The organism is Frigoribacterium sp. AC512 (assembly GCF_979258295.1).
This window is the reverse complement of sequence record NZ_OZ409850.1, coordinates 1,631,156-1,643,406: the sequence shown is the minus strand read 5'-3', so window position 1 is coordinate 1,643,406 and position 12,251 is coordinate 1,631,156. Positions and strand designations below refer to the sequence as shown.

General features: G+C 71.9%; 11 protein-coding genes. 8 read left to right on the top strand and 3 right to left on the bottom strand.

Annotated elements, in window-relative coordinates; all coding sequences use genetic code 11:
* The first annotated feature begins 3 nt into the window (after positions 1-3).
* Positions 4-693: a lysophospholipid acyltransferase family protein gene (locus ACZZ97_RS07455; RefSeq protein ID WP_314101248.1), complete on the top strand. Its 690-nt coding sequence runs from the start codon at positions 4-6 to the stop codon at positions 691-693.
* A 111-nt stretch (positions 694-804) separates the two neighbouring features.
* Positions 805-2,133 (top strand): class II 3-deoxy-7-phosphoheptulonate synthase, encoded by a 1,329-nt coding sequence (locus ACZZ97_RS07450; RefSeq protein ID WP_192169469.1) that lies wholly within the window; start codon positions 805-807, stop codon positions 2,131-2,133.
* Positions 2,134-2,236: 103 nt separating this feature from the next.
* Here the strand turns inward: ACZZ97_RS07450 and pknB are convergent, their stop codons facing one another.
* The gene (gene pknB, locus ACZZ97_RS07445) at positions 2,237-4,195 is read right to left on the bottom strand and encodes a Stk1 family PASTA domain-containing Ser/Thr kinase (RefSeq protein ID WP_463472725.1); all 1,959 of its coding nucleotides are present in this window, start codon (positions 4,193-4,195) and stop codon (positions 2,237-2,239) included.
* A 102-nt stretch (positions 4,196-4,297) separates the two neighbouring features.
* Positions 4,298-5,695, bottom strand: a complete 1,398-nt coding sequence (locus ACZZ97_RS07440) for a LysM peptidoglycan-binding domain-containing protein (protein WP_463472724.1) — start codon at positions 5,693-5,695, stop codon at positions 4,298-4,300.
* A gap of 226 nt (positions 5,696-5,921) precedes the next feature.
* Here ACZZ97_RS07440 and ACZZ97_RS07435 point away from each other — a divergent pair, with 226 nt between their 5' ends.
* On the top strand, positions 5,922-6,278 hold the full coding sequence (locus ACZZ97_RS07435; RefSeq protein ID WP_463472723.1) for an Rv2175c family DNA-binding protein: 357 nt from the start codon (positions 5,922-5,924) through the stop codon (positions 6,276-6,278).
* Positions 6,279-6,326: 48 nt separating this feature from the next.
* On the opposite strand, the gene ACZZ97_RS07430 is transcribed toward ACZZ97_RS07435, so the two are convergent.
* Complete coding sequence (locus tag ACZZ97_RS07430; protein WP_133737433.1) at positions 6,327-7,448, bottom strand: polyprenyl synthetase family protein; 1,122 nt, start codon at positions 7,446-7,448, stop codon at positions 6,327-6,329.
* A 98-nt stretch (positions 7,449-7,546) separates the two neighbouring features.
* Here ACZZ97_RS07430 and ACZZ97_RS07425 point away from each other — a divergent pair, with 98 nt between their 5' ends.
* From ACZZ97_RS07425 to ACZZ97_RS07405, 5 genes are all read left to right on the top strand, one after another.
* Complete coding sequence (locus ACZZ97_RS07425) at positions 7,547-7,960, top strand: DUF3040 domain-containing protein (RefSeq protein ID WP_314101242.1); 414 nt, start codon at positions 7,547-7,549, stop codon at positions 7,958-7,960.
* A 305-nt stretch (positions 7,961-8,265) separates the two neighbouring features.
* Positions 8,266-8,697 (top strand): division/cell wall cluster transcriptional repressor MraZ, encoded by a 432-nt coding sequence (gene mraZ, locus ACZZ97_RS07420; protein ID WP_314101240.1) that lies wholly within the window; start codon positions 8,266-8,268, stop codon positions 8,695-8,697.
* Positions 8,698-8,799: 102 nt separating this feature from the next.
* Positions 8,800-9,750 (top strand): 16S rRNA (cytosine(1402)-N(4))-methyltransferase RsmH, encoded by a 951-nt coding sequence (gene rsmH / locus ACZZ97_RS07415; protein WP_192169009.1) that lies wholly within the window; start codon positions 8,800-8,802, stop codon positions 9,748-9,750.
* On the top strand, positions 9,747-10,382 hold the full coding sequence (gene ftsL, locus ACZZ97_RS07410) for a cell division protein FtsL (RefSeq protein ID WP_463472722.1): 636 nt from the start codon (positions 9,747-9,749) through the stop codon (positions 10,380-10,382). Before rsmH ends, ftsL begins: the two co-directional genes overlap by 4 nt.
* Before the next feature lie 75 nt (positions 10,383-10,457).
* A complete protein-coding gene (locus tag ACZZ97_RS07405) occupies positions 10,458-12,248 on the top strand; it encodes a peptidoglycan D,D-transpeptidase FtsI family protein (RefSeq protein ID WP_314101236.1) in 1,791 nt (596 codons plus the stop codon).
* The last annotated feature ends 3 nt before the right edge of the window (positions 12,249-12,251 follow it).

Here is a 12,251-nt window from a genome sequence, read left to right as displayed (position 1 = left end):
CCGATGCTCTACTGGTTCTTGAAGACGATGGTGGCGAGCCCCCTCGTGCTCACGGTGTTCCGTCCTTGGGTCCGCGGGCTCGAGAACGTCCCGGCGTCCGGGGCCGTCATCTTCGCCAGCAACCACCTGTCGTTCGTCGACTCGATCTTCCTGCCGCTCGCGCTCGAGCGCCGCATCTCGTTCCTGGCCAAGAGCGACTACTTCACCGGGTCGGGCCTCAAGGGCTGGGCCATGCGCCTCTTCTTCACCGCCACCGGCCAGCTGTCGATCGACCGCTCGGGCGGCAAGGCCTCGGAGGCGTCGCTCGCGACGGGCCTGTCGGTCCTGGGCCGCGGCGAACAGCTGGGCATCTACCCCGAGGGCACCCGCAGCCCCGACGGCAAGCTCTACCGCGGCCGCACGGGCGTCGCGCGCATGATCCTCGAGGGGCACGTCCCCGTCGTGCCCGTCGCCATGATCGACACCGAGAAGGTCATGAAGACCGGCACGAAGATCCCCAAGATCCGCCGGGTCGGCATCGTCTTCGGCGAGCCCCTCGACTTCAGCCGCTTCGAGGGCATGGAGGGCGACCGGTTCATCCTCCGGTCCATCACCGACGAGATCATGTACGAGCTCGGTGCCCTGAGCGGCCAGGAGTACGCCGACGTCTACGCCTCGTCGGTCAAGGAGAAGCGCGTCGCCTCCGCGCGGTAGGCTCGACCGCCGGGATCGATCGGTCCCTGGCCCGTCCTAGCTGCAAGGAAGACCGTGGTCCCCATCGCCGAACCGTCCGCGGGCGTCGTCACCGACGCCTCCACCACCGACGTGATCGACGGACTCGACTACTGGCGCACGCTCCCGATCAAGCAGCAGCCCGCCTGGCCCGACCCCTCCGCGGTCCAGGCCGCGTCCGCCGAGATCGCCGCGCTGCCGCCCCTCGTCTTCGCGGGCGAGGTCGACACCCTCCGCGACCGGCTGGCCGCGGCGGCCCGCGGCGACGCGTTCCTGCTGCAGGGCGGCGACTGCGCCGAGACGTTCGCCGGCGCCACCGCCGACCAGATCCGCGACCGCGTCAAGACCATCCTGCAGATGGCTGTGGTGCTCACGTACGGCGCCTCCGTCCCGGTCATCAAGATGGGCCGCATGGCGGGCCAGTTCGCGAAGCCCCGCTCGAGCGACTCCGAGACCCGTGACGGAGTGACCCTCCCCGCCTACCGGGGCGACATCGTCAACGGCTACGACTTCACGCCCGAGTCCCGACGGGCCGACCCGGCCCGGCTCGTGAAGGGGTACCACACCTCCGCGTCGACGATCAACCTGATCCGCGCGTTCACGCAGGGCGGCTTCGCCGACCTCCGCCAGGTGCACAGCTGGAACCGCGGCTTCGCGTCGAACCCCGCCAACGCCGCTTACGAGCACCTCGCGAAGGAGATCGACAAGGCCATCCGCTTCATGGAGGCGGCCGGTGCGGACTTCGACGAGCTCAAGCGCGTCGAGTTCTACACCAGCCACGAGGGCCTGCTGATGGACTACGAGCGGCCGATGACCCGGATCGACTCGCGCACGGGCGACCCCTACGTCCTGTCGTCGCACTTCGTCTGGATCGGCGAGCGCACCCGCGACCTCGACGGCGCCCACGTCGACTTCCTCTCGCGGGTCCGCAACCCCATCGGCGTCAAGCTCGGCCCGTCGACGACGCCGGACGACATGCTGCGCCTCATCGACGTGCTCGACCCCGACCGCGAGCCCGGCCGCCTGACGTTCATCACGCGCATGGGCGCCGGCAAGATCCGCGAGTCGCTGCCGCCGCTGCTCGAGGCGATCAAGGGCGCCGACGCGACGCCGCTCTGGGTCAGCGACCCGATGCACGGCAACGGCCTCACGACGCCGACGGGCTACAAGACCCGCCGCTTCGAGGAGATCATGGACGAGGTCAAGGGCTTCTTCGAGGCGCACCGCGCGGCGGGCACCCACCCCGGCGGCATCCACATCGAGCTGACCGGCGACGACGTGACCGAGTGCCTGGGCGGCTCCGAGCACATCGACGAGGCCACGCTCGCGACTCGGTACGAGTCGCTCTGCGACCCGCGGCTGAACCACATGCAGTCGCTCGAGCTCGCGTTCCTCGTCGCGGAGGAGCTGGCGGCCAACTAGGCCGCGCCTCCTCGGCCCACCGAACGGCCGTCACGAAGGGCCTGCCTCCCACAGGAGGCAGGCCCTTCGTGACGGCGCGCGGTCCAGGCCGGGCGCGCGGTGGTCACTCGACGCGGTAGGAGAGCCTGACCGTCGATCCCCGGGACGCGGTGGCTCCCGGGACGGGGTCCGTCGAGACGACGGTGAGGCTCGCCTCCCAGTCGAAGAACGCGCAGGTGAAGTTCGTGCACCGGTCGTAGCTGACCCGCAGGCCGAGGGCCTGCAGCTGGGCCGTGGCCTCGTCGATGGTCTTGCCGGTGACGTCGGGGACGGTGACGGGCGGAGGTCCCCCCGAGACGACGAGGTCGAGGGAGGCTCCGGGGCGGATCGGGCCGTCCTGCTGCTGGTCGGCACGGATCACGGCGCCCTCGTCGACGTCGTCGCTGAACTCCGTGCCGGCCTCGACGCCCGTGAGGCCCACCCCCTGGAGCGTCGCCTGGGCGTCCTCGACCGACTGGCCGACCACGTCCGGGACGGGGCCGAGCGAGACGGTCAGCGTGACGGGCTGCTGCTCGCCGTACTGGGCCGCGCCGGCGAGGTCGACGGCCGCGCCCGCGGAGTCGACCCCCGAGACGGCGAGCACCGTGCCGGGGTCGGCGGCGTCGAACTGGGTCGTGCTGTCCTGGACGGCGAAGGACGACAAGGAGGCGCGGGCCGAGTCCTCGGTCTGTCCCACCACGGCGGGCAGGTCGAGCGGCTGCGGGCCCTGCGAGACGACCAGCGTGACGGTCGAGCCCTTCTGGAGGCGCGAGGACGGACCGGGGTCCGTCCCGATCACCTGCCCGGTCGGGACCTCGACCGAGAAGTCGGCCGCGTTCTGCTCGGCGACGACGAACTCGGCCGCCTCGAGGACGGACGCGGCGGCGGCGGGGTCCTGGCCGGCCACGTCGGGGACGGCCACCTGGCTGCCCGGGCCCGCGCCGAACCACCAGCCCGCGCTGCCGCCGAGCACGGCGAGCACGAGGACGAGAGCGATCCACGCGAAGCCGCGTCGACGCCGTCTCCGGGCCACGTCGCCGAGCTCGGCGACCGTGTCGACGGCCGCCGGTCCCACCGGTCCGGTGCGGTGGCGTGCCTTGGGGAGCGCCTGCGTCTCGCCGGTGCCGCCGCGGGGCAGGACCATCGTCGCGGAGGCCGGGGGCAGCACCATGGTGCGGCCGAGGGGAGCGCCGGACGGGTCGGCGAGGACGCGCTGGACGTCGATCAGCTGGTCGAGCATCGCCCGGGCGTCGCGGGGGCGGTGCTCCGGGTCGCGTGCCGTGGCCCACAGGACGAGCTCGTCGAGCTCGGCAGGGACCGACGGGTTCGCCGAGCTGGGCGCGGGGACCGTGTCGTTCGCGTGCTGGTACGCGATCTGCATCGGCTGCTCGCCCTTGTAGGGCTGCTCGCCGGTGAGCATCTCGTAGAGCATGATGCCGAGCGCGTAGATGTCGCTGCGGGTGTCGGCCACGCCGCGGGTGACGAGCTCGGGGGAGAGGTAGGCGATCGTGCCGAGGAGGGCAGCGCCGGTCGCCGTGTTCGCGGTCGCGGCGCGGGCGAGGCCGAAGTCGCCGATCTTGATCCGGCCGTCGTCGGCGAGCAGGACGTTCTCGGGCTTGAGATCGCGGTGCACGATGCCGGCCCGGTGTGCGGCGGCGAGGCCGGCGAGCACCGCCTCCAGGATGTCCATGGCCTGCTCGCTCGTGAGGACCTTGTGGTCCTGCAGCAGCTCGCGCAGCGTGATGCCGGGCAGGTACTCCATGACGAGGTAGGCGCTGTCGTCGTCCTGGCCCTGGTCGAAGACGTTGACGACGTTGGGGTGGGCGAGCCTCGCTGCCGAGCGCGCCTCCTGGATGAAGCGCTCCTTGAAGGAGGCGTCGTCCGCCAGGTGGCCGTGCATGATCTTGATCGCGACCCGACGCTCGAGCCGGAGGTCGGTGGCCAGGTACACGGTGGCCATGCCGCCTCGGGCGATGCGCGAGCGGACCTGGTACCGGTCGTCGATGAGCCGGCCGATCATCGGGTCAGTCTGGTTCGCGCTCATCGAGGCGATCTTACGAGTCGACGCGCCGGTGGCCGACGAGGCTCACCGACGAGTGTCGAACGAGGGCGCCGCCGACGTCGCCGCGGTGGTGGCGCGGACGGCTCAGCCCAGGGTGCTGAGCCACGTGCGTGCCGGTGCCTCCCACTTGGCGTAGGCCGTGGGGTGGGCCGAGAGCTGGACCGCCTGGGCGGCGTCCGTCAGCGACATCGAGGACCAGCCCCGGACGTCGAGCAGGCCGCGGGTCTTGCCGACGTTCGGGTTCGTCCGTCCGCCGAAGAAGAGCTTCGTCGCGTGCGCGGCGTCCGTGAGCTGCGCGGGGGTGCCCCAGCCCGTGCTCGGACGCTGCTGGAACAGGCCGAGCGAGTCGCGGTCGCCGTGGTGGATGTTCTTGAGGCTCGACTCCTGCGCGGCCGCGGCCAGGGCGATGACGATGGCCTGGTCGCCCACGCCGAGCTCACGTCCGACGCGGATGATCACGCGGGCGTTCTGCTGCTGCTCGGCGGTGAGCGTGGTGCCCGTCGTCAGCGGGGCGACGGAGGTGGTGGCCGCGACCGTCGTGGGGGCCGCGGCAGGGGCAGACGACGAGGCGCCGGGGACGACGAGGGTGCGGCCCGCGTAGATCGTGCTCGTCATGCTCAGCCCGTTGGCCGCGAGGAGCGCCTGGACCGTCGTGCCGGTCTGCCTCGCGATGGACGCGATGGTCTCGCCGCTCCTGATGACGTGGCCGCCGGTCGCCGCGGGGGCGGGGGCGGGGGCGGAGGCCCTCTGGGCTGCCGGCGCCGAGGCCGTGGAGGCCCCGCCGGGCAGGGAGAGCACCTGGCCCGGGTAGATGATGCTCGACCAGCTGAGGCCGTTCGCCCCGAGCAGGGAGGCGGTGCTCACCCCGTGCGCGCCGGCGATGGAGCTGAGCGTGTCTCCGCGCGCGATGGTGTAGCTGCCGGCCGCGGCGGCCCGGGGCGCGCTGGTCGGCGCCGCCGGCGCGGGCGCGGGCGAGGACGCGACGAGGCTGAGCGTCTGGCCGGGGAAGATGGTCGACTTCCAGCTGAGCCCGTTGAGCGCGAGCACGGAGGCGGTGCTGAGCCCGAAGGACGCGGCGATGCTGGCGACCGTGTCGCCCGGGACGACGGTGTAGGTCGACGGCGCGAGGACCGTCCTGGACGCCGCGGCCACGTCGACCGTCGCGGCCGCCGTCTCCGGGGCCGGAGCGGCTGCCGTCGGCGGGAGCGCGATCGGGCGCGGGGCGGCGTGGGGCTTCTTCGTGGGCTGCTGGTCGTGGGCGACCGACGCGACGGGGCCGGTCATGCCGAGGCTGAGCGCCATGGAGCCGACGAGCATGATGGGCACCGTCTGGAGCATGGACCGAGCGGCCCGCGAACGAGCCCCCCGTCCGTCGGCGTCGAGTGCCCCGCGGCCGAAGGCGGCACCGGGCAGCCGTGTGGCGCGGGGTGCGTCGGGGGTCCCGTCGAGGTCGAGGGCGCGGTCCGAGCTGCTGTCGTTCATGGAGGTGATCCTCGGGTCGTGGCGTCCGACACGTCGACAACCTGATCCGCGACGGCGTGTCTCGTGGTGCCAAGTTGGCACAGGTGGAGACCCGTGTCAATCACAGTGGCCCGTGCTACCAGCGTGGTCGATGTGGCTGGTGTGACGGATGCGGCTGGTGTGGCCTGTGTGACGAGAGCGACGAGGCACGGCACAGGGCGGCGTCGGACCGTGGCAAGGTGGACCCGTGACCGATCTCTCTCAGCAGCCCTGGTTCGAGGACACCGAGTGGCTGACGGTGCCGGATCTCGTCGAGATGCTCGGCCTCAGCGTCAGCCGTGTCCACCGGCTCTTCGAGGACCACGTCCTGATCTCCACGCGGGTGGACGGCGTCGTCGTCACCCCGGCGGTGTTCCTGGTCGACGGCGAGCCCATGCACGAGCTCCGGGGCACCGCCACGGTCCTCGCGGACAACGGGTTCACGGACGACGAGGCGCTCGACTGGATGCTCTCGGTCGAGGACAGCCTCGGCGTCTCCCCGGTCCAGGCGCTGCGCGCGGGGCGCAAGGCCGAGGTCCGCCGGGTGGCGCAGAGCCTCCTCTGAGTCGTCTCCCGACAGCCCGGGGACGACAGGAGGCCGGAGGCCCCGGCGCTAGTACGTGCGCTTCGTCACCGTGTCGGCGAGCCGTGTGAGCTGCGCCCGAGCCGAGGGCGCCAGGTCCGCCCCGTCGAGCGCCGTCACGGCGCGCTCGACCTGGTCGGTGATCGACTGCTCCACAGCCTCCACGGCCCCCGACTCCCTCAGCGTCGCCTGCAGGACGCCGATCTGGTCGTCGTCGAGGTCGGGATCGCCCAGCAGCTCGTCGAGCAGGCGGACGGAGCTCGGCGGCAGGGCGCGGCGGGCCGTCGCCACGAGAACGGTGCGCTTGCCCTCGCGGAGGTCGTCGCCGGCGGGCTTGCCGGTCACCTCGGGGTCGCCGAAGACGCCCAGCAGGTCGTCCCGGAGCTGGTAGGCGATGCCGAGGGGGAGGCCGAACCGCCGCAGCGACTCGAGCTCCGACTCGGAGCCGCCGGCCATTGCTGCCCCGATGGTGAGCGGTGCCTCGACGCTGTACTTCGCGGACTTGTAGACGATGACCCTCTGGGCCCGGGGCAGCAGGTCGACGTCGGGCACGCTGCGCCAGGCGTTCTCCTCGAGGATGTCGAGGTACTGGCCCACGGTGACCTCGGTGCGCATGCGGTTGAACTCGCGCCGAGCCGAGAGGGCGGCGCCCCGGGACTCGAGGGCGTCGAGGGCCTCGCTGATCTGCTCGTCGCTCCACGCGAGGAGGAGGTCGCCCATGAGCAGGGCCGCCGACGTGCCGAAGCCGGACGCGGAGCCGAGCCACCCGCCCTCGCGGTGCAGGGCCTCGAACCGGCGGTGCGCTGCCGGGCGCCCTCGACGGGTGTCGGAGTTGTCCATGATGTCGTCGTGCACGAGCGCGGCCGCGTGGAAGAACTCGAGCCCGACGGAGGCGGTCATCACGGCGTCGAGGGACCGCTGGTCGACCGTCGTCCCGAGCGGGTCGAACCCGGCGTCACGGCCGGCGACGGACTGCCAGCCCCAGTAGCAGAACAGGGCCCGGAAGCGCTTGCCGCCGCGGAGCAGGTCGCTGGAGAAACCGGCGAAGGGGGAGAGGTCGTCGGCGATGCCCCGGAGGGCCGGTCGGCGGTCGTCGAGGAACCGATCGATGCGCTCTTGAACGACGTCCACTAACCGCGTACTCTCAGCCACGCTGCCTAGCCTAGCCACAGCGCCCGGGCATACACTCGCCCGTATCCACACGCGGTGATCCCGAGGCCGCGGGGCCTGTGCTCGAAGGGAACAAAGAGATGCCACTTTCCGAACAGGAGCAACGACTCCTCGAAGAGATGGAGCGGAGCCTCTACAGCAACGACTCCGACTTCGTGGCGACGGTCGGCGGGCGCCGTGGGCGCCCGAACTACACGATGGTCGTCATCGGCGTGCTCGCGGCTCTCGTCGGCATCGCGGTGATCGTCACCGGGGTCATCATCCGGACCCCTCCCGTGGGTCCCCTCGTCGGCGTGGCGGGCTTCGTGCTCCTCGTGGCCGGTGCCGTCTTCGCGATGGCGCCTCCTCGTCGTGGCTCGCAGGCCCGTCCCTCCGCGGCGTCGTCCGCTCCCGGTTCTGCTCGCCCGTCGACCTCGCGCCCCGCGCGCAGCGGCAGCATGATGGACCGCCTCAACGACCGCTGGGAGCGCCGCCAGGACGGCGACCGCTCCTAGTCCTCCACTTCGCACCACGACCTCAGGGGTCGGCCTCCGGGCCGGCCCCTTTCTCGTGCGCCCGGGCGTCCTCGCGCCTCCACCCGGGGTTCCTGCCGGTGTCTGCACGCGTCCCCGGCCCGTCTGGTGAAGTCCGGCTGCCTCGTCCCTCCCTTCTCCTCCACCGCCGTGACCCCCGAACTGGAGCGGATCCGGGAGGTGCGGGGACGCCTTCGCCCCCATGTCGCCTATCCGGGTGGGGGATTGTGGAGTAAAGTGGAGGCACGTGCCACGAACGGGGTGCGGGGCGAAGGGGGGCGAGGCGCATGTTCCTCGGCACCTACTCGCCCAAGCTCGACGAGAAGGGCCGCATCATCCTCCCCGCGAAGTTCCGTGACGAGCTGGCCTCCGGCCTCGTCATGACGCGCGGTCAGGAGCGCTGCGTCTACGTGTTCAGCCAGGCCGAGTTCGAGGACATGCACGCGCGCATCCGGCAGGCGCCGATCACGAGCAAGGAGGGGCGCGACTACATGCGCCTGTTCCTCTCCGGTGCCAGCGACGACGTCCCCGACAAGCAGAACCGCGTCACGATCCCGTCCCCGCTGCGGGACTACGCGGGCCTGGGCCGCGACCTCACGGTCATCGGCGCGGGCAACCGCGCCGAGATCTGGGCCACGGACGCGTGGAACACCTACTACGAGGCCCAGGAGGCCGCGTTCGCGAACACCACGGAGGAGGTGATCCCCGGGCTCTTCTAGCTCCTCGGCCCTGACTCCCAGCCGTCCGCCCTGGCGCACCTTCCCCGGTGCCAGGTCGAGATGGATGGGGATCAGGGCCCGGGATCCAGGCCCAGGTCAGCCATGGCAGATCAGATCCACACCCCCGTCCTCCTCGAGCGCACGCTCGAGCTCCTCGCCCCGGCGATCTCGCGCCCGGGCGCCGTCGCGGTCGACGCGACGCTCGGCATGGGCGGCCACGCGGCCGCGATGCTCGAACGGTTCCCCGACCTCACCGTCGTCGGCCTCGACCGCGACACCGAGGCGCTCGCGATCGCCGGTGAGCGCCTGCGACCGTTCGGCGAGCGCGCCCGACTGGTGCACACGCGCTACGACGGCGTGGCCGACGCCCTCGACGAGCTGGGCATCGACGAGGTGCAGGGCGTCCTGTTCGACCTGGGCGTCTCGTCCCTCCAGCTCGACCGGGTCGAGCGGGGCTTCTCGTACTCCAAGGACGCACCGCTCGACATGCGGATGGACCCGACCTCCCCGGTCACGGCCGAGACGATCCTCGCCGAGTACCCCGAGTCCGAGCTGCGACGCATCTTCTACCAGTACGGCGAGGAGAAGCTCAGCCCGCGGTACGCCCGCCGCATCGTGGAGCACCGCGCCGAGGCGCCGCTCCGTCGCAGCGGCGAGCTCGTCGACCTCCTCATCGCCGCCACGCCGATGGCCCTGCAGCGCGCGGGCCACCCCGCCAAGCGCGTCTTCCAGGCCCTGCGCATCGAGGTGAACGGCGAGCTGGCCTCGCTCGAGGCGGCCGTCCCCGCCGCCCTCGACCGCATCGCCGTCGAGGGTCGCGTGGTCGTGCTCGCGTACCAGTCGCTCGAGGACCGCTTCGTCAAGCGCGAGCTCGCGGCCCGGACCACCTCGACGGCGCCCCAGGGCCTCCCGGTCGAGCTGCCCGAGCACCGGCCCGGCTACCGCCTCCTCGTCCGCGGCGCCGAGCTCGCCTCCGCCGACGAGATCGACCTGAACCCCCGAGCCAAGCCCGTGCGACTGCGCGCAGCCGAACGAATCCGGAGAACAGCATGAGCAACGCCGCGATCGACCCGATCCCGCAGCGCCGCCCCTCGCACGAGCCTCGCCGGGCACCGGTCGAGATCGTCACGAGCCGGGCACAGCGTCGCGCGCGGCCGCGGATCGCGTACGCGCTCGTGGCCACCGCCTCCTTGTTCGTCCTGCTCCTGACGCAGCTGGCGATCAGCATCGCCCTCAGCGACGGCGCGTACACGATCTCCGACCTGCAGGCCGAGAAGACCGAGCTGACGCGCGACCAGCAGAAGTACTCCGAGCAGCTCGACGTGCTCTCGTCGCCGCAGAACCTCGCGAACAACGCCGAGCAGCTCGGCATGGTCCGCAACTCGAACCCGGTCTACCTCGACCCGACGACGGGCGCGGTGCACGGCGACCCTGCCCCGGCCGACGGCACGGCGGACGGCACGGACAACCTGATCCCGAACACCCTGCTCGACGGCGTGCCCCTCGCGACGGTCGCACCCGACACGGCGACCACCGACACGGCGGACCAGGCGGCGTCGAGCGACGCCACCGCGCAGGGCACGCTCCCGGCCGACTCCGCCACGACGGGCGCGGCGACCGCGGGAACCGGCACCCCGTCGGTAGCGTCTGACCCTGACCAGCTCGCGGCTCCCCGGACCCGCTAGCGGTGCGCCCTCCGCGGCGCACCTGACGACGACAGCGGCCGGTGCCACACGACCTGCCGCGGTGAGGACACCTTCGTGAACACAGCCCCTCGCAGCCGCCGGCTCCGCGCGACGCTGGCCATGGCCGTGGTGATCGCGCTGGTCGGCGTGTTCGTCGTCCGCCTGGCCGACATCCAGCTCGTCCAGGCCGCGGAGCTCAACGCGCAGTCGCAGAACAAGCGCGAGATCCAGCAGGTGACGTACGGCGACCGGGGTGACATCACCGCGAACGACGGCACAGTGCTCGCCGGCAGCGTCACGCGCTACAACATCACCGCCGCGCCCGCCTTCGCCTCCGACGTCACCGTGACGAAGACGGACGCGGACGGCGAGAAGACCAAGGTCGCCATGACCGTCGACCAGGTCCTCGACGAGGTGGCGACGATCACCGGCGGCTCCGCGGCGACGATGGAGGAGGCGCTCACCCGCGACCCCGAGGCCAACTTCGCGTTCCTCGTCAAGGGCGTCGACGTCGACGCGTTCCGCGCCGTCCGCGACCTCAAGAACAGCGGCGTGTCCTGGCTCTACTTCGAGCGTCAGTCCGCCCGCACCTACCCGAACGGCTCGGTGGCGGGCAACCTGACGGGCTTCGTCGGCACGGACGGGCCGCAGGCGGGGCTCGAGCGCACGGCCGACTCCTGCCTCGCCGGCACGAACGGCAGCGAGACCTACGAGCGCGGCGCCGACGGCGTGCAGCTCCCGGGCAGCACCGTGACCACGAAGGAGGCGGTGGCCGGCGGCACCCTGCAGCTCACCGTCGACAAGGACCTGCAGTACATGACGCAGCAGGCGATCGCCGAGCAGGGCCAGGCCATCGGGGCCGAGTCGGCCACCGCCGTGGTCCAGGAGGTGGCGACGGGCAAGCTGCTCGCCGTGGCCGACTGGCCCACGGTCGACCCCAACGACGTGAACCTGACGAAGGACGTCGGCGACCTGGGCTCGAAGGCCTTCACCGCCTCCTACGAGCCGGGCTCGACCTTCAAGGCGATGACCGCGGCCATGCTGCTCGACTCCGGCAAGGCCACGCCGACGAGCCAGGCGACCGTGCCCTACTCCCGCTCGTTCCCGTGGGGCGGCGAGATCCACGACGCGAGCTTCCACCCGACCGAGCGGCTCACGCTGACCGGGATCCTGCGCGACTCCTCCAACGTCGGCATCTCGCTGCTCGGCCAGAACCTCAGCGCTCAGGCGCGGTACGACTACATGGTCAAGTTCGGCCTGAACGAGCCCACGGCCGTCGGGTTCCTCGGCGAGCCGACGCAGGGCGTCCGCAGCGCGAGCTCGTGGGACCAGCAGACCAGCATCAACACGATGTTCGGCCAGGGCGTCTCGACGACGGCGCTGCACGTGGCCAGCATCTTCCAGACCCTCGGCAACCACGGCGTGCGGCTCCCGTCCCAGCTCGTCGAGGGCTGCACGGCCGCCGACGGGACGGTCACGCCGGCCCCCGCCGTCGAGGGCACGACCGTGGTGTCGCCGTACGCCGCCGACACGACGGTGAACATGCTCGAGAGCGTCGTCTCGGCCGGCGAGCAGAAGGACGCGCTGACCATCCCCGGCTACCGGGTCGCAGCCAAGACCGGCACCGCCGAGATGGCCCGCGCCGACGGCACGGGATACGGTTCCGACCGCGTCGTGTCCGTCGCGGGCATCGCACCGGCCGAGGACCCGAAGTACGTCGTCGTCGTGAGCTTCACCAAGCCCAGTACCATGAAGACGTCGGCCGCTGCGGCGCCGACCTTCAACAAGATCATGTCCCAGGTCCTCGAGATGTACCGCGTCCCTCCGTCGACGGAGCCCGCGCCGGCCATCCCCCAGACCTGGTGAGAG

Excerpts from the sequence above, each read along its gene's own strand:
- ACZZ97_RS07455 (WP_314101248.1), top strand. The coding sequence starts at position 4 with ATGCTCTACTGGTTCTTGAAGACGATGGTGGCGAGCCCCCTCGTGCTC.
- pknB (WP_463472725.1), bottom strand. The coding sequence starts at position 4,195 with ATGAGCGCGAACCAGACTGACCCGATGATCGGCCGGCTCATCGACGAC.
- ACZZ97_RS07440 (WP_463472724.1), bottom strand. The coding sequence starts at position 5,695 with ATGAACGACAGCAGCTCGGACCGCGCCCTCGACCTCGACGGGACCCCC.
- ACZZ97_RS07425 (WP_314101242.1), top strand. The coding sequence starts at position 7,547 with ATGCCACTTTCCGAACAGGAGCAACGACTCCTCGAAGAGATGGAGCGG.
- mraZ (WP_314101240.1), top strand. The coding sequence starts at position 8,266 with ATGTTCCTCGGCACCTACTCGCCCAAGCTCGACGAGAAGGGCCGCATC.
- rsmH (WP_192169009.1), top strand. The coding sequence starts at position 8,800 with ATGGCAGATCAGATCCACACCCCCGTCCTCCTCGAGCGCACGCTCGAG.
- ftsL (WP_463472722.1), top strand. The coding sequence starts at position 9,747 with ATGAGCAACGCCGCGATCGACCCGATCCCGCAGCGCCGCCCCTCGCAC.